Origin of the sequence: Serratia sp. BNK-4 (assembly GCF_048685115.1) — a bacterium.
In the GTDB taxonomy this organism is placed as follows: Bacteria; Pseudomonadota; Gammaproteobacteria; order Enterobacterales; family Enterobacteriaceae; genus Serratia; species Serratia bockelmannii.
On sequence record NZ_JBLQTM010000001.1, the window covers coordinates 1,273,509 to 1,291,847 of the forward strand.

An 18,339-nucleotide genomic window follows, 5' to 3' on the forward strand; every position below is an offset into this window, starting at 1 on the left:
TCAATGCTAAACCTCGTAGTCCTCCGGTGGAGGCGGCGGGGTGATCTTCACCTTCAGGATACGGTGGCTGTTGACCTCCAGCGGTTCGAACAGGTAGTCACCGATTCTGATTTGCTCGCCTTCTTGCGGCACACGCTGGCTGTGCTCCATCAGCAGCCCCGCCAGCGTGTGGTATTCGCGCTTTTCTTCCAGCGGCATCGGCAGGTACAGCACCAGATCTTCCAGCGGCATATAGCCGTTGGCGATCCAGCTGCCGTCCTCGTTTTGCTGAATGTCGTGGCGTGCGTCCACCTCTTCGCCGGCCTCCGGCAGGTTACCGGCGATGGTTTCCATCACGTCCGTCAGGGTGACGATGCCTTCGACGGAGCCGAACTCATCAACCACAAAGGCAAAGTGCGTCTGCGCCTGACGGAATTGTTCCAGGGCGCTTAACAGCGTGAGCTGCTCCGGGAAGATCAGCGGTTGACGTATCAGCGCGCGCAGATCCAGCGGCGCCTGCGCCAATTGCTGTTTGAGGACGTCGATAGTATGGATAACGCCCAGCGGTTCGTCGCTGGCGCTGCTTTCCACCACCACGATGCGCGTGTGCTGATTACGTTCCAGCAACTGCGTCAGCTTCTCCTGCGGATCGTTCAGTTCAAGGTATTCGACGTCGTGACGCGAGGTCATGATGCTGCTGACCGTGCGCTGCGCCATGCCGAGTACGCGTTCGATCATGCGTCGTTCCTGCTGATTGAAGATCTCGCCGCTTTCGCTGTCGCTATCGGCCAGCAGGTTGGCGGAGTGGCTGTCGACTTCTGCTTCTTCATGTTTGCCGCTCAGCATACGCAACACCGCCTCGGCGGTGCGTTCGCGCAGTGGCCGCACTTTTGACAGGAAGCGACGGCGGTTGAACTGCGCCAGCTGGTTCAGCGCCTCGATCATTACCGAGAAGCCGATCGCTGCGTAGAGGTAGCCTTTCGGAATATGATAGCCGAAGCCCTCCGCCACCAGGCTAAAGCCAATCATCAGCAGGAAGCTCAGGCACAGGATAACGATAGTCGGGTGAGCGTTGACGAAGCGTGTCAACGGCTTGCTGGCCAGCAGCATCAGACCGATGGCGATGCAGACCGCGATCATCATCACTGCCAGATGATCGACCATGCCGACCGCGGTGATCACCGAGTCGAGCGAGAAGACGGCGTCCAGCACCACGATCTGCGCCACGACCGGCCAGAAACGTGCGCCTTTGCGCGCGCCATGCTGCTCTTCATCCTTGCCTTCCAGCCGCTCATTGAGCTCCATGGTGGCTTTGAACAGCAGGAATATCCCGCCGACCAGCATGATCAGATCGCGGCCGCTGAAGGGGTGCTCCGCGACGATGAACATCGGTTTGGTCAGCGTCGCCAGCCACGATATGGAGGCGAGCAAAGCCAGACGCATGACCAGCGCCAGCAACAGACCGACGACACGGGCCTTATCTCGTTGTTGTTTCGGTAGTTTGTCCGCCAGAATGGCGATGAAGACAAGGTTGTCTATACCCAGCACGATTTCCAGCACGACCAAAGTGGCCAGGCCGGCCCAAATTGTTGGATCAGCGATCCATTCCATACGCCCAATTTCACCTGTAAGTTCTACGGCTTATGCCGCACGGGAATGATGGGCGTTGAGGCGGCAAAATTCAACTTTAATCGGGAGGACGTGGATCAGCACAGGCGTATTGCCGTAAACATCGATCGGCGCCGAGTGGCCCAAGGAATCAAGGGCCGAGGGAGCAAATATCTGCCGGGATGTCATGCGCTCAGAAAAGAAACGTCTTATTAAATATATTTAAATCAAAATATTAAAACAATTTTCTTCAACTATGATTCTTATCGGTATGTGGCATGAGTAGTCTTATTCTGAAAACGGCTGACTGGGGGGATCTAAGGCTTGTATCACTTAGGCATTAGTATAAGAATCTTAGTCATATAACGGCAGTAACTAGCATCGTTTGGTTATAAAGGCACCGATTTTTTTATTTTTTTGTGAACAGCATGACAGTTCAAACGAAGAATGAGTGCCGTTTTGCATAAAAATTACTGGCTCATACAATGACGTGGTTGGATGCGTCAATACAGTACTTTGGTAGCTGCAAGCCAAGGGCGGTAGCGTGCCTGATTGAATCCCCCTTGTTCACGCTGCACAGGTGCGTGCAGCGCTACGATGAATTGGAATGAAAATGCAAACAAGACTTAAGGCAGTGATCCCCGTTGCGGGCTTGGGAACCCGTATGTTGCCAGCGACCAAGGCTATTCCTAAAGAAATGTTGCCCGTGGTCGATAAGCCCTTAATCCAGTACATTGTTGCTGAATGCGTCGCGGCGGGGATTAAAGATATCGTATTGGTCACGCATTCATCGAAAAACGCGATTGAAAACCATTTTGACACTTCTTTTGAGCTGGAGGCCATGCTCGAAGCGCGCGTAAAGCGTCAGCTCCTGAGTGAAGTGCAAAGTATTTGTCCGCCGGATGTTACCGTGATGCAGGTGCGTCAGGGACAGGCGAAAGGGTTGGGGCATGCGGTGCTTTGCGCCAAACCAATGGTGGGTGATTCTCCTTTCGTTGTGCTGTTACCCGATGTTTTATTGGATGATTCTACGGCGGATTTGCGTAAAGAAAATCTGGCTAAAATGATTCAACGTTTTGATGATACGGGTTATAGCCAAATCATGGTTGAACCGGTGCCGGAACAAGATGTGTCCAAATATGGTGTGGTAGATTGCGCAGGCGCGACGATAGCTGCTGGAGAAAGCGCACCGATGACGGCGGTGGTTGAGAAGCCGGCCCGTGAGGATGCACCTTCCAATTTAGCGGTTGTCGGCCGGTATGTACTTTCAGCAGAAATTTGGCCGCTGCTTGAAAAGACCGCTCCTGGCGCAGGCGACGAGATTCAACTGACCGACGCGATCGCGATGTTGATGAAAGAGCAAACGGTGGAAGCGTTCCATATGAGCGGTAAATCCCATGATTGCGGTGACAAGCTTGGTTATATGAAGGCGTTTGTGCAATATGGTCTGCGTCACGGTTCGGAAGGTGAGAATTTCAGCCACTGGTTGAAGCAGACGTTGGGAAAGTAACAGGTTGTCGCCACCGCGGCTGAGAGCGAACACGAGAATGAATGAGGTTTACCATGACGAAGTTGAAAGCGGTTATTCCCGTTGCCGGATTGGGCATGCGCATGCTGCCGGCGACCAAAGCGATTCCGAAAGAGATGTTGCCAATCGTTGATAAACCGTTGATTCAATACATTGTCAACGAATGCGTCGCGGCAGGGATCAAAGAGATCATCCTGGTGACGCATTCTTCCAAGAACGCCATCGAAAACCATTTCGATACCTCATTCGAGCTGGAGGCGATGCTGGAGGCCCGTGTGAAGCGGCAGCTGTTGGATGAAGTGCAGTCGATAACGCCAAAAGGCGTGACGCTGATGCACATTCGCCAGGGGCAACCAAAAGGACTGGGACATGCCGTTCTCTGCGCTAAACCGTTGGTCGGTGATTCGCCATTTGTTGTTCTGTTGCCAGATGTTTTGCTTGACGATGCCAAGGCTGACCTGAGAAAAGATAATTTGCCGCATCTTATTTCTCGTTTCGAAGAAACGGGCCATAGCCAGATACTGGTTCAAACGGTCGACGAGCATACTCTGCGTGAGTATTCTGTTGTCGAATGTGAGAATAACGCACTGCAACCTGGCGATTCTTCACGTATCAGTTCAATAATCGAGAAGCCGGGCCGCGATGTTCCGCTAAAATCAAACTACTCAGCCGTTGGGCGATATGTGCTATCTGCGGATATTTGGCCTATTCTCGAGAAAATTGAGCCGGGCGCTTGGGGACGCATTCAGCTGACAGATGCTATTGCTGAGCTGACTCAGCAGCAAATAGTAGAGGCCACTGAATTGGTTGGTGAGTCGTTCAATTGCGGTGAGAAGATGGGCTATCTGCGGGCATTCGTGACTTACGGATTGCGCCATCCTACGCAGGGTAAAGCTTTCCGTGAATGGGCAGAGCAGCTTTCCCTGTAAAGTTCATCAATTTTCTTTAAGACAGATTTGGAACAATACTCAGCCAGTTGCTGCTAAGTTCAGGCCAAAACGACAGAGCTTTGGCTGCTCTTTTTTCTTTAGGAACTATGCAATAATGCTCCAAGGAATTGAGTCTACCAAATCTGAATTCAACGCTTGCTCAATGAAAGTGCGTTTTAGGATGTCTTCGCGCGAACATTGATAACACATTTTGCTGAGTGCCGCAGTAGGTGCCATGGTTGGCTCGGGGCTTGGCATTACATGCATTTTTTACTTTGAAAGTGATGATAACTCGATGGCAAAAAAACAATGGAAACTGATACCGCTTCTGGTATCTATCAGTGTAGTTAGCGGCTGTACTATCGTGCCGGGCTCTCATCTTTCAACCAGTGGTAAAGACGTCGTAAAACAGCAAGATAGTGATTTTGATCTTGATAAGTTGGTCAATATTTACCCAATGACGCCTGGTCTAATCGATAAACTACGAGCGAAACCAGTGGTTGCGCAGCCTAATTCTTCGTTAGAACGCGAGTTGCAAAACTACGAGTATCGTATTGGCGTCGGTGATGTGCTGATGGTAACCGTATGGGATCACCCGGAGCTGACGACGCCGGCGGGACAATACCGCAGTGCTAGTGATACCGGTAACTGGGTCAACTCAGACGGGACTATTTTCTACCCGTACATTGGCAAAGTGAAAGTTGCAGGAAAGACCGTCAGTCAGGTGCGTAGTGACATTGCCGGCCGTCTCGCTCAGTATATCGAGAGCCCGCAAGTTGACGTTAGCATCGCCGCTTTCCGTTCACAGAAAGTTTATGTAACTGGTGAGGTCGAGAAATCTGGTCAGCAACCAATCACTAACGTCCCATTGACGATTATGGACGCAGTGAATGCTGCGGGGGGGCTGAGTGCTAACGCGGACTGGCGAAACGTGGTATTAACGCATAATGGCAAAGAGCACCGTATATCCCTGCAGGCATTAATGCAGAAGGGTGACCTCACGCAGAACCATTTACTGTACCCGGGCGATATTCTGTATATTCCACGCAATGACGATCTGAAAGTATTCGTCATGGGTGAAGTGAAAAAGCAGTCGACACTACGCATGGATCGGAGCGGGATGACCTTAACCGAAGCATTGGGTAATGCGGAGGGGATGGATCAGGCAATGTCTGATGCAACGGGTGTCTTCGTTATTCGACCTCTACGTGGAAGTGAAGGGAAGAAGATTGCTAATATTTATCAATTGAACGCCTCTGATGCTTCTGCACTTGTTATGGGCACAGAGTTCCAGTTGCAACCCTACGATATCGTCTATGTGACAACGGCACCTGTAGTACGCTGGAATCGCGTGGTAATGCAATTGGTACCGACAATAACTGGTGTTCACGATATGACCGAAACTGTACGGTTTATCAAACAGTGGAATTAACAAATGTTTGATTCAATCTTGGTGGTTTGTGTAGGAAATATCTGTCGCTCTCCAACTGGAGAGCGTTTACTAAAACAGCTCTTACCGGATAGAAAAATTTCATCGGCAGGTATTGGGGCGCTAGTAGACAAACCCGCAGATGAAAGTGCTGAAATTGTAGCGCAAAAGCATGGCCTAAGCTTGAAAGATCATCTAGGTAAGCAATTAACTAGTTCTATGTGTAAAGAGTATGATCTTATTTTGGTCATGGAAAAGGCACACATTGATGCCGTATGCCGCTTAGCCCCCGAAGTCAGGGGAAAGACAATGCTATTCGGCCACTGGTTAAATCAGAAAGAAATAGCCGATCCTTACCGAAAAAGCCGAGAAGCATTTGAGTTTGTGTATGATATTCTCGATGAGTCCGCCCAAAAATGGGCGCAAGCACTAAATCGATAGATAGCCAGGATTTCCAATGTCAGAAAAGAACCGTGTGAATCTTTCAGGAAGTGATAAAACCGAAGAAATTGATCTGGGGCGTCTATTTGGGGAGCTGTTAGATAACCGCTGGCTCATTATAGGCGTTACCTCCGTGTTTATCGCACTTGGTATTACTTATAGTCTATTCGCAACTCCGATTTATCGGGCTGATGCAATAGTGCAAGTAGAGCGAAATGTGGGTAGCTCTTTACTGAGTAATATCTCGCAAATCTTGCCTAATGGGCAACCTGAAGCCGCTCCAGAAATTGAGTTGCTTAAATCGAGAATGATTTTGAACAAAACGATTGATGATCTGAACTTGAGAACAATCGTTAAAGAAAAGCATTTTCCGTTTATAGGGAAAGGCATAGCCCGCCTGACGGGGCAGCCGGTATCAAACTTAGATGTGGCAGAGTTTATTCCATCAGATTCGTGGAATAGCGATTCTCATTTAGAACTTGTCGTATTGAATAAAAATGATTTTACCGTGTCTTTGGGAGATGGGAAGTCTGTACAGGGAAAGGTGGGGAACGTACTAACGATCGATGGTAATACCATTTTAGTCAACCGTATTGACGCTAAGCCGGATACAGTATTTTCTATAACAAAACAATCTGAACAAAAAGCATTCAGTGGGCTTTTGGACAGATACAATGTTGTCGACAAAGGTAAAGACACCGGGGTACTTGGTCTAACTTTAACAGGGAGTGACCCCGCCAAAGTTGAAGCAACACTAAATAGTATTCTGCAGAACTATGTTTATCAGAATGTTCAGAGAAAGTCAGAAGAAGATGCGAAAAGTTTAGATTTTCTACGAGTGCAGCTGCCTAAAGTACGAGTCTCTCTTGATACTGCCGAAGATAAATTAAATAAATTCAGACAGAAGAATGAATCTGTTGACCTTTCTCTTGAGGCGAAGTCAGTCTTAGATTCGATTGTCTCAGTCGATACACAACTAAACGAGCTGACATTTAAAGAAGCTGAGATCTCTAAGCTATATACCAAAGAACATCCATCATATAGGGCATTACTGGAGAAACGCAAGACTCTGGAGATTGAGAAGGATAAACTCAATAAGCGAATCAATGGAATGCCGCAAACACAGCAGGAAATATTGCGCCTTAGCCGTGATGTTAAATCAGGGCAAGAAGTTTACATGCAATTACTGAACAAAGAGCAAGAGCTGAATATTTCAAAAGCCAGCAAAGTCGGGAATGTAAGGATTATAGATTCAGCAATTACTCAAGAAGATCCTGTGAAACCACAGAAGGCAGTTATACTTTTCCTAAGTTTCTTCTTCGGTATTATTCTTTCAGTCTTCTATGTGTTGATCAGAGCCTATTTACACCGCGGTATTGAAAATCCAGAGGAGTTGGAGAGTATTGGTGTTAACGTTTATGCAAGTGTACCTCTTTCAGAGTGGCAGCGTAAGCGAGATCAAGAGTTTACGGCAAAAAATAAAAATAGAAATGCAGACTCAAATACGTTGCTAGCATTTGGTAATCCAGCTGATTTAGCAATTGAAGCTATTCGGAGTCTGAGAACTAGCCTGCATTTTGCAATGATGGAGGCTAAAAATAATATACTTATGATCTCAGGTGCAAGCCCTGGGATTGGTAAGACATTTATAAGCGCAAACCTGGCGGCTGTTGTCGCTCAGACTGGAACAAGAGTGCTTTTCATTGACTGTGATATGCGTAAAGGGTATGCGCACGAGTTGTTGGGGATTGATGGAAAAAATGGGTTGTCAGATGTTCTATCTGGTAAATTGACCGTCGATAGTATCATCAAAAAAGCGAATAATTTTGACTTCATAGCTCGGGGAATCGTTCCTCCAAATCCATCTGAGCTGCTGATGCACAATCGTTTCCCTGAGCTTCTTACATGGGCATCAAAGCATTATGATCTCGTTGTTGTTGATACCCCCCCTATTCTGGCAGTAACCGATGCAGCTATTGTTGGTAAACAGGCGGGCACGTCATTAATGGTTGCAAAGTTTGAGCAAAACACTGCCAAAGAAGTTGAGATCAGTATAAAACGTCTCAACCAAAATGGCGTAGAAATAAAAGGTGTTATACTCAATGCTGTTGTCAGAAAATCATCTAACTATTATAGTTATGGGTATGATTATTATGATTACAGTTATAAATCATCGAAAAACTGATTAGCAACTATGCCGACCACCCGGTTTAAAATACCGGGTGGTGTTTAAATTTTTATATTTTCTGATGAACATGAAGGATAAAACTTGAGCGGGAATAAATGAATAGTGAATTAATAAACTGCTCTCGTGAGGTGATTTAAAATGTTCAAAATAATTTCTTTTCTTGCAGTATTCTTTTTTTCATTAAGTACATTTAGTTATAGGGCAGCAGCTCTTGGATATTTTTTTCTTTTTCTGTCTATCGCCCCATTTTGGAAAAATACGTTGGTAGTAAAACGTAGAGATATTTTTTATTTTTTGCTTATAAATATCTCAGTTATTGCATGTTCGCTACTGCAAAATATCTACTGGATATACTATGTCAAGTTTTTGGGGATGATATTTTTTGCATCAACTCTCTATGTGATGTACACAAGCAACATAATTAAAATTTCTGATATTGAGTTCTATTGCAAATCTTTAATCATTGTCAATCTCACATTTTTCCTTATTCAGCTAATTGCATATCAAGCATTTGGCCACTTTATCGATTTTAACAATATGGTAAGGGAACAGGAGAGTACGACGCTGTATGCATCGAGAGCCTTGAGTGGTTTCATACTTTCGATAAGAGCTACCGGTTTGTATTCAGAACCTTCGTTCTATAGCATGAGCGTTTTCTGTCCTACGATGATTCTCATGTTGTTAAATAAGAAAATAAATAAATATGTTCTACTGGGGTTGTTTAGTTGCGCATTGAGTTTATCTATAGCATCATTGGCTATTGTTGCATTGGCAATGATTATTCTTTTCTTTAGATTAAAGAAAAACTATTTATTAAAAGGCGCGGTTATCGCTGCTATTGTACTTTCGGCTCCTTATTTAGGTGATTTTTACACAAAAAGAATAACCGATGATTCTGATTATGATGCTATATCATCGAGGCTTTTAATCCTTAAAGAGTTCGAAGCACGCGATTTTATCAACGATATAGTTGGCAGTGGATTTTTTTGGGCCGAGGATGAGCCGATTGGTAAAATTGGGTTAAAAGGATATCATACTCGCGATTCATCGTTCTATCCCTATATTTATTTCTCCGGTGGTATATTTGGCCTGCTTTTATTATTATTCTTTTTGTCACGGCTGGGTCTGAAGAATCTTGACATCCTCTATGGAGTTATAATTACGCTGCTATTTAAATTCAATATATTATCTTCTTTCTTTTGGATATTTATCGTGTTCTGCAAAGCGTTGGTTGCTGAAAGAAGAAAAAATCGTTCAAATTTAGAGGATGAACATGACATCACATAAAGAAATAAGTATCTGTGTTATAGATTATGCGTTAGCCGGAAGTTTCTTCTTGCGTTTAGCAGCCTCAGACAAAGATAGAGAGTACATTTTTGTATCCACACTGTTAAGTACATATTTGGCAGCGCGAAAAAAACATGAAGCTTACTTAATATCGAAAGTAAGCAAAGTACAAGAAAAAGATAAAGTTACTAGTCTTCCTGTCAACAGAGTGAGGGAGCTTGGCTTAAATATTCTTCAGCATGAAAATGCAATGGAGTTCGCCTCCATATTACAATCTTCAATAAGAAAAATATTGGATAAAAATAAAAACAAGAAGGTAAATTTACTGACATGGAATGGTGATAACGTAATAGGTGCTGTAATGCGTCAAGCTAAACAAGCAGACAATACGGTTAGCCTACTTTTTTTTGAATTATCAAATCTAAAAGGAAAGATATTTGTTGATCCTGAGGGGGTAAATGCTGCATCAAGTGTGTATTTAAAACCTGAAGTATTGCAGAATATTCCATCTGTTGATGAAGGTATTCATGACGTTTGGCTGAAAGATTTTTTTGAAGAAAAAAAAGGGAATAAACTACTACCCCAAGCATCTAAAGGTAAAGAGATAACTCTTAGGCATCTAATTGATTTTGTCTATACAAAATTCTGGGGTTTTCAAACATTCCCTAAGAGCTCGATAAGCAATAGGATTAGAAAAAAAAGAACACATGAAATTAATGACGATAAGGTTATTCCTGATGAGTACATTTTTTTCCCCATGCAGGTGTCGACAGATACCCAGATAGTTCTAAATAGCGATGTTGACAATGTTGATGTGCTAAATCATCTCATTGAAAAAGAGATTTTACCTATCGTAACTAAGCCTCATCCTGCTGAATCGAACTTTGACTATATATACAAGATTAAAAATGAGAACCAAGGTAGATTATTTATCTCGCAGAAGAATACTTACGAGCTAATTAAAAACGCAAAGTGTGTATATACGATAAATTCCACAGTTGGAATGGAATCGATGTTATTTGATAAAAGTGTCGTATTTATGGGGCGTTCTGTATATTCAAATATGGGAACCGCTGAATTAAAAAAATACTTACATAATTACCTTGTAGACATAGACTTCTTCGATGAAAACTTTACTATAACACCTAATCTCATTGATAGTGTTTATTCAAGGCGAAATGATGGATAAATATATAGTTGCATTAAAGGTAGCGTATTCTGGTTGTCGAGTTCTACTAAGTAAGCTTATTTTTAGACGACAGTTTTCAACAAAGAAAATATTTTTCACTACAGACCTTCCACATATTAGATGTAGAGTCAATGGACGAATATACATTGGAAATGTGAAATTTAGAAATGGTTGTAGAATATTTTCTGATGGAGGCAAAATTTCAATTTCAGACGGTTGCTTCATAAATAATGATTGCTCATTCAATGCAAAGGGTAGGATTGAAATTGGCGAAAATACACTTTTTGGCGAAGGTGTGAAAATATACGACCATAATCATCGCATCGGAAATAGCTATGTTGTATCCAAAATTGAGTTTGATGTCTCAGATGTAATTATAGGCCGTAATTGCTGGCTCGGCTCAAATGTTACGATTTTGAAAGGGGTAAAACTTGCTGACAATGTCATAATTGGAGCTGGTAGCGTCGTTACAAAAAGTATTTTTGAGCCTGGAGTGTACATAAGCAGTAATGGAGGGTTGAAGAAAATAAAATGAAAATAATGCATATTATTGAGTCTTCAGCGACTGGCACTTTATCTGTAGTGACGATGCTCGCCAATAGTCAGATAAAAAATAATAATGATGTATATGTGATCTATTCGCGGCGATCCGACACACCAGAAAACATAGCCACACTGTTCGATCCAAGAATTGAACTGGTGGAGATTGATATGGCTATGCGAAAATTCCCTGCATCATGCATCCTACTAAGAAAAACAATAGCAGAAAAAAATCCTAATATTATTCATCTGCATTCGTCTCTAGCTGGTTTTGTTGGGCGGTTGGCTAATATAGGAAATAAAAAAAATAGAGTTATTTACAGCCCACATTGTATCTCTTTCATGAGGAAAGACATTGGAAAGGTAAAGGAGTATGTTTTTAAAACATTAGAGAGAGTTGCGAATTTCATTCCTTCGACCTATGTTGCTTGCTCAAAAAGTGAATACGAGTCAATAAAAACTAACCTTTCCATAAAGAATATAGAAGTTATAAATAATGCCTACGATGGCGAAGCTTCTTTTGAGTTTTCAGTTTCTGATTTGGGTCTTAAAAACAAAAAGAAAGTAGAGATAATCACTGTTGGTGGAATAAGAAACCAAAAAGACCCTACTTCATTTTCGCTTTTAGCAAAAAGTTTAACTAATAAGCCGGTTAATTTTACTTGGGTGGGAGATGGCGAAGATAATTTAAAGCGCCTTCTGCAGGAAGCTGGGGTGAGCGTTACAGGATGGCTACCTAAAACGGAAGTGATGAAGCTAGTAAGGAGATCCGATATATATGTATCCACGGCTAAGTGGGAAGGTATGCCTATTTCTATATTGGAGGCAATGGCATCCGGAGTCCCGGTGGTAGCGAAGAATTGTGCCGGAAATAACGATTTAATCGAAAATAGAAAAAATGGTTATTTGTTTGATGAGTTGGATGAGGCGATCGCGGCTATTCAACAGCTAATCGAGAATGATGAAATAAGAAGAAGTATTATATTGACTGCTCTCGAGGACATAAAAAGAGAGTACTCTCGGACAGGTTATGTTGACAAGATGCAATGTTTGTATGAGCGTCGCTTGGATACGTTCAATTAACCACTCGTTAATATGATTAAACCATAATTGTTAATTGGGTTTTTTGAATGCAGCAAACTGGTTTTATGAATTCAAAAGACGGCAAGTTTTTTAGTATAAGTAGGTAAGACTGATGAGTGTTTTTCCAGAAAATAGAAAAGTTAAGATTGTCATCCCAGCACGTCTATCCTCTAGTCGATTACCAGAAAAAGCGTTGCTCATGCTGCAAGGACATGCTGTATTTTGGCACGTATATAGACGCTGTATCGAGGCTGGCATCGAACACCAAGATATATATTTAGCAACTGATAGCGATAAAATATATAAAAAAGCAGTTGATGAAGGTATTCAGGCTATCATGACTGGTAGTCAACATATGTCTGGAACTGACAGAGTGAGTGAAGTTGTTGAACTTTGCCACTGGCCGAATGATACTTTAGTTGTTAATGTTCAAGGAGATGAGCCGTTAATTCCGCCACGACTAATCAGAGAGCTCATCGATTTCTCTCTCAAGAACAAGCAATTTGACATTTTCTCAGCCTACTCGAAGATAACTAATCTTGAAGATGCAGAAAATAATAATATGGTAAAAGTCGCAATTGGTGAGAGAGGAAACGCTGTTTATTTTAGTCGCTCTCGTATTCCTTTTAATCGAGATAAGCCTCTAGATATCAGCTCATGTGTCAAACATATAGGTATTTATGCCTACAGCGCAAATAGCTTAACTGCTTTTTGTTCATTGCCTACAGGAACACTGGAATCTTTGGAGAAACTTGAGCAATTAAGAGCATTAGAAAATGGAATGAAAATAGGCATGATGTACTTTGATGGAGATGTACATCATGGAATCGATACAGTTGATGACTATAACAATATCAAAAGGGTAATAGAGAATGAAGGCAATTGAAGTTGCTAAGAAAGTTATTAATACAGAAATCCGTGGGTTGGAGAGTGTGTTAGAGCTTTTAGATGAAAATTTCTCGGACTCAGTTGAGCTTATCTTGCAGTCGACAGGGAGAGTTATTATTAGCGGAATGGGAAAGTCAGGACTGATTGGTAGGAAAATTGCTGCATCTTTAGCGAGTACAGGTACCCCGAGTTTCTATATGCATCCCGGTGAAGCATTCCATGGCGACTTGGGCATGATAAAAGAAGAAGATATATTTATTGCTATATCTAACTCAGGGGAAACCGATGAGATGCTAAAGTTGCTTCCATTCCTGGAAGATAATAAGAATAAAATCATATCAATTACCGGCAGTGAGCAATCAACACTAGCCAGAAGCGCAGATTATCACCTGAATGTGTGGGTTCCTGAAGAGGCATGTCCACACCAATTAGCCCCAACATCTTCTACTACCGCTGCGTTGGTTATGGGGGATGCTCTAACTATTGCTCTGATGGAATTACGTAATTTTCGTCCAGAGAATTTCGCGAGATTTCATCCAGGGGGGTCCTTGGGAAGGAAATTACTGAGGAAAGTGCGAGATGAAATGGTTAGCTCTAACTTACCCATAATTGATTTGAGCTCAAGTATCATTGATGCAATAAAAGCTATCAGCTCAGGGAACTTGGGATTGGTTATTGTATGTGACGCCAAAAAGTTGTTCGGGATCATTACTGATGGTGACTTGAGGCGTGCACTTGATAAACATTCAAAAGAAATATTCGACCTGCGCGTTTTGGACATAGTAAAAACTAAGCCACATACCATTTCGCAAAATATTTCGATTAGTAAGGCCTATGACAAAATGGAATCTCTCAACATTACATCATTAATCGTGACTGATAATGAAGAAATTCTGGGTGTCCTTAAAAAGTAAGTCGTACTAGAAATAGGTTGCAGGAGATGGCTATTAAAATTTTTAAAAGTAGTGAGAGTAAGGAGGTTATAGTACACTCCATTATTTCACTTTTCGTAAGGGTTCTAAGTGTACTCTCAGCCTTTTTGATGAATTTGACGGTGGCTAGGGTACTGGGTGTTGAAGGGGCGGGTTATTTTCTCTTGGCACTAAGTATTATTACATTCCTTTCGACAGTAGGACGGTGCGGTTTTGACAACTTAGTTCTTAGGTTCTCAGGAATTTCTTCAGGGCAAAATACCACACTGATATCTAGCCAGATCTTAAAAAAAACCTTGTTAGGCTGTTTTGTTATTTCAGTGGCACTAGCACTAATATTGGCAATTTTCTCAAAGACTATTTCGGTAAGCTTTTTTTCAAAGCCAGAACTGGATCTCACTTTGTTATCAATTTCGCCAGGATTAGTAGGTGTTTCTCTCTTTACCTTGTTGGCAATGGCTCTGCAGGGGCTTCGAAGAATAATTCTTTCTGTATTTATTCTTAACATTAGTGTAAACATTATTTTTATTCTTATTGCTCTTAGCGGGGTAATGCATTCAAGTACTGACGCCTCGCTTGCCTTTTCTGCTTCTGCGTTGATTACTGCTATTCTTGGTGGGCTTATATATCTTTCGATTCAGCGCAAAAGCAAAGAGGCTAATTTAACGGTGGTACTGGAGCAGACAGACATAGGATGGGGAACTGTGCTTACTTCAGCTATACCCCTGTGGACAGTTATCGTTCTGAGTCAGTTTGTCCAGTGGTCTGGGCAATTTTTGAGTGGCGGCTATGTACCTGCTGATGATATCGCACGTTTCGCTGTCGCACAGCGTACATCGATGCTGACAAGTTTCGCCTTAATGGCAGTAAATTTGGTTGTAGCTCCCAGATTCGCTGCATTCTATCATTCGGGTAAGCTTGTCGAGCTAAGGCGGCTTGCTATAATGTCGACTCGATTGGTAGTTGTCGGTGCTGCGCCAATGGTTATTGCTGTATTTTTTTTCCCAGATTTGATTATGAGTTTTTTTGGGAAAGACTTCATTGAAGGCGCCAGTTTATTGAAAATATTAACAATTGGGCAATTGGTTAGTGTGCTAACAGGATCTGCTGGCTACCTGCTGATGATGTCTGGACACGAAAAAGACGTGCAGAAAGTTTTTTTGTTTTCGGCCCCTTTAATATTCATACTTATAATGACGTTAACCCCTATCTGGGGGATTGTTGGGACAGCGTGGGCAACATCAATAACTATTTCGGTTCAAAGTTTAATTACAGTTTTTTTCGTTAAGCGAAGACTCGGATTCTACTCATTAGAGTTCAAGTAAACTTGATCAATCACTCAATTTTTTAGGCTGGTTAATAGTTTTGTTCAACATGCTCTTTGTTGACTTATAGAGAGGTAATGATGAGAAAGCTTATTTTATTGATTTCAATGTTTGGACTATCTTCGACAGCGCTATCGGCAGAAATGGTAGCGAAGAGTGAAGGTAATGTCGAGCCAGCCAATACTGCACAGCAAATGAACTATCACTTCGGAGTTGCCACTCATTTTGTAAGAAAAATGCGAAGCATGGCCCACTGGGATCCCGAGAAGTATATCCCAGTAATCGCTGCTATGAATGTCGGCTGGATTCGAGATGAAATCATGTGGGATAAGGTAGAGAAGGAAAAAGGTGTCTATTCCATCCCTAAAGAAGATCTCGAATGGATTAATATTGCTAATAAATATGGTATAAAAATCATTATTACATTTAATGGTAATAATCCGAATATATACAGCGATAATCAATTTCCTCCTGATGCCTACTCCAATGCAATTGCATATGTTGCCCAACAATTACAAGGAAAAATAGATGCTATTGAAGTGTTGAATGAACCATTCAATTGGTATGCAAACTCGTTCGCCCAGGGGACAAGGAATGCAGGAACAATTTATGGTACGGCCAAGGATGGTACAATCGAAAGCTGGATGCGCAACTATGTTCAGCTATTAAACGAATCAGCTGACAAGATTAAGGCAACGACTAAAGGGATAAAGGTCATAGGTCTTGGTGGATTTCCTGCAATGAACTGGCGCATGATAAGGTATGGGCTCAGCAAGAATGTTGATGGCATTACATTGCATCCATATAGCTATGCAACCACACCTGAAATAATGCCGTATCCTGACTCAAAAGCAAGTTTCAAGAAAAACGGAAATACTTTTATCTCTGACAAAGACGGGAGTTTTTCTGCACTTATTAATAGAATGCTTAATTTCTCCATTGAGAATGGTGGGCCGAAAAGCATCTGGTTAACTGAGTGGGGATGGACGACTAAAAAGAACTTTCCAATCTCAAGAGGAAATTTTGTTGGTGTTAGTGAGGATGAGCAAGCAGTGTATATACAACGGCGCTTCATGGAGTCTTTGGGCGTTGGAATTAAAACAAGCATCGTTTATTCTTTCATGGATGACAAGAATGACACTGGTATTGCAAGTCAGGTCAACAGCGAAGATAACTTCGGCTTGTTGCGGTCGGATGGGACCCCCAAACCTTCATATTATGCAGTACAGCGTTTGGCTTCGTTATCAGTCAACTTGATACCTGCTAATGATGTCAGTTACATTATTCAACAAGAATCAGCCAGACCAGATGATTCGCCTGCTAAAGCTTTTGATGGTACCTTGCTTTACGCACCTGATCGAGTGATATCTTACCAATTTAAAAATGAAAATAGCAATACGAGATACATAGCTGCTTGGTCGATGGAAAAATATAGTCAAAAGCCGCCTAGGCTTTCAAACTTAACTTTACCTATGTCCGTTAAAGGTATTGCTGTGACGAATATGCTTACTGGCACCAAAGTGGAGTATAATACAACTACTGTGGGTAGTCATAAAGTTGTGCATAATTTGCCGATCCCAGTCAATCCAGTTCTTATCGAGTTGCAAGAATAATAAGTTCAACTAAGCTTGGTGGTATATTACTCAGATAAAAGCGCTGATATGGGAATGTGATTTTTTTCATGTAAAATCTGGGTATGCCTTGATAGCTGATTTCATATTAGAGATGCCAACTTGAATATTTTAAAAAATTCGTACTGGATCTCTGCAGAAAAAATAGTGACAGTACTTGGCTTGATTTTTGTTACCTCATATGTTGCTAAATATATTGGGCCGGAAAATTTTGGCAAGCTAGCATTTTCTACAACTATTTTTGCAGTTATTCAGTCAATTTCTTTGTTAGGGACTGATAGTATCATTTTTAAGAGAGCATGTGCTAATAAAAATTCGTGCTTCAAGTTAATGAGCGCAGTTAAGAGATTACGTGCATTTATTCATCTCTCACTCTCTGCGCTTGCACTGATTTGGTTCTACTTTAACTCTGATTATCTGACATTTATTTTTCTTTTAGCTTCATGTATCTCTGTCTATTTTGTAACTCAGGATGTGTTAAGAGTTTTCAATGAGGCGACATTAAACTCCAAGAAAAATACACTGGCAAATCTAGTCGGTTTGGTTGTTGCCATTTTTTTTCGATATGTTATAGCCGTATTAAGTCTTGATCCGGCATGGCTAGCAGCTCCGATCATCCTCGTTTCATTGATACCTTATTTGATTAGAAAGTGGAATTACCGACTTCAGCACAAAATAGTTATTATTTCCGAATTTCAAAGACGAAGATATATATACTATACTCTGGTTGTTGGCGTGCCTCTGGCAATTTCAGGCATCTCGGTTACTATTTACACACGATTTTCGCAGTTTGTTCTTATCTATTATTATGGCGATAGTGAATTGGGTGTTTTCTCAGCGGCAAGTACGATCGCTACCTCTTGGGCTTTCATTCCATTATCAATTGTTACCTCTTACTTTTCTATTATTTATAAAGAAAAAGCAAAAGAAAATATCGAACATTACGTCCTACAAGCTAACAAGATCGCATTCTCAATATCTATATTAGCGGTCGTTGGTGTTTTACTAACAGGAAGGGAAGTCTTGTCCTTTTTGTTTGGCAATGCATATTTATCAGCTTACTATACGTTAGTGCTTCTAACTGTCGCATCACTATTCTCAGTTATGGGGGTTGTGTCATACCGCTATATTATAAAAAAATCTGGGTATCATTACTTATCTATCAAAGCACTGATGGTTACTATCACCAGCATTATATCGGCTATCTTTTTTGTTCCTGGTCATGGGAGTATAGGCGCAGCTTATAGCATTTTATTAACTGAGTTTGCGTCTTTAACTTTTTTTAATTATTTCTTTAGGCGTGGCGAAATTGGGAAAATGCACCTGTCAATGTTTTCACTAAATAAATAATTTTTTAAAAGG

15 protein-coding genes are annotated in these 18,339 nt (G+C 42.0%); 14 read left to right on the forward strand and 1 reads right to left on the reverse strand.

The genetic code is table 11. The features are described from left to right. Positions 1–6: 6 nt before the first annotated feature. On the reverse strand, positions 7–1,590 hold the full coding sequence (locus ACMGGW_RS06200; RefSeq protein ID WP_025302162.1) for a TerC family protein: 1,584 nt from the start codon (positions 1,588–1,590) through the stop codon (positions 7–9). A gap of 610 nt (positions 1,591–2,200) precedes the next feature. Between ACMGGW_RS06200 and galU the strand changes: the two genes are divergently transcribed. The 14 genes from galU (at position 2,201) to ACMGGW_RS06270 (ending at position 18,327) form a co-directional block, all read left to right on the forward strand. Continuing rightward, positions 2,201–3,097, forward strand: coding sequence for a UTP--glucose-1-phosphate uridylyltransferase GalU (gene galU / locus ACMGGW_RS06205; RefSeq protein ID WP_049205978.1), 897 nt, complete (start codon positions 2,201–2,203; stop codon positions 3,095–3,097). 53 nt (positions 3,098–3,150) lie between these two features. Then, positions 3,151–4,044, forward strand: a complete 894-nt coding sequence (locus ACMGGW_RS06210) for a sugar phosphate nucleotidyltransferase (RefSeq protein WP_141997616.1) — start codon at positions 3,151–3,153, stop codon at positions 4,042–4,044. A 295-nt stretch (positions 4,045–4,339) separates the two neighbouring features. After that, positions 4,340–5,476, forward strand: a complete 1,137-nt coding sequence (locus ACMGGW_RS06215) for a polysaccharide export protein (RefSeq protein WP_141997617.1) — start codon at positions 4,340–4,342, stop codon at positions 5,474–5,476. A gap of 3 nt (positions 5,477–5,479) precedes the next feature. After that, entirely contained in the window at positions 5,480–5,914 is a 435-nt protein-coding gene (locus tag ACMGGW_RS06220; protein WP_141997619.1) for a protein tyrosine phosphatase, read from the forward strand. 16 nt (positions 5,915–5,930) lie between these two features. Beyond that, entirely contained in the window at positions 5,931–8,099 is a 2,169-nt protein-coding gene (wzc, locus tag ACMGGW_RS06225; RefSeq protein WP_141997621.1) for a tyrosine-protein kinase Wzc, read from the forward strand. A 141-nt stretch (positions 8,100–8,240) separates the two neighbouring features. Further along, positions 8,241–9,389: a hypothetical protein gene (locus tag ACMGGW_RS06230; protein ID WP_197832360.1), complete on the forward strand. Its 1,149-nt coding sequence runs from the start codon at positions 8,241–8,243 to the stop codon at positions 9,387–9,389. Next, a complete protein-coding gene (locus ACMGGW_RS06235; RefSeq protein WP_197832361.1) occupies positions 9,376–10,578 on the forward strand; it encodes a hypothetical protein in 1,203 nt (400 codons plus the stop codon). The genes ACMGGW_RS06230 and ACMGGW_RS06235 overlap by 14 nt, the downstream gene beginning before the upstream one ends. Then, entirely contained in the window at positions 10,571–11,113 is a 543-nt protein-coding gene (locus ACMGGW_RS06240; RefSeq protein ID WP_197832362.1) for an acyltransferase, read from the forward strand. Before ACMGGW_RS06235 ends, ACMGGW_RS06240 begins: the two co-directional genes overlap by 8 nt. Continuing rightward, the gene (locus ACMGGW_RS06245) at positions 11,110–12,201 is read left to right on the forward strand and encodes a glycosyltransferase (protein ID WP_197832363.1); all 1,092 of its coding nucleotides are present in this window, start codon (positions 11,110–11,112) and stop codon (positions 12,199–12,201) included. Before ACMGGW_RS06240 ends, ACMGGW_RS06245 begins: the two co-directional genes overlap by 4 nt. Positions 12,202–12,313: 112 nt before the next feature. Next, positions 12,314–13,087, forward strand: coding sequence for a 3-deoxy-manno-octulosonate cytidylyltransferase (kdsB, locus tag ACMGGW_RS06250; RefSeq protein ID WP_141997629.1), 774 nt, complete (start codon positions 12,314–12,316; stop codon positions 13,085–13,087). Next, positions 13,074–14,003: a KpsF/GutQ family sugar-phosphate isomerase gene (locus tag ACMGGW_RS06255; protein ID WP_197832364.1), complete on the forward strand. Its 930-nt coding sequence runs from the start codon at positions 13,074–13,076 to the stop codon at positions 14,001–14,003. The genes kdsB and ACMGGW_RS06255 overlap by 14 nt, the downstream gene beginning before the upstream one ends. A gap of 26 nt (positions 14,004–14,029) precedes the next feature. Continuing rightward, positions 14,030–15,346, forward strand: coding sequence for an oligosaccharide flippase family protein (locus tag ACMGGW_RS06260; protein WP_141997633.1), 1,317 nt, complete (start codon positions 14,030–14,032; stop codon positions 15,344–15,346). Positions 15,347–15,423: 77 nt separating this feature from the next. After that, complete coding sequence (locus ACMGGW_RS06265) at positions 15,424–16,959, forward strand: hypothetical protein (protein ID WP_141997635.1); 1,536 nt, start codon at positions 15,424–15,426, stop codon at positions 16,957–16,959. A gap of 120 nt (positions 16,960–17,079) precedes the next feature. Next, a complete protein-coding gene (locus tag ACMGGW_RS06270; RefSeq protein WP_197832365.1) occupies positions 17,080–18,327 on the forward strand; it encodes an oligosaccharide flippase family protein in 1,248 nt (415 codons plus the stop codon). Positions 18,328–18,339: the final 12 nt, after the last annotated feature.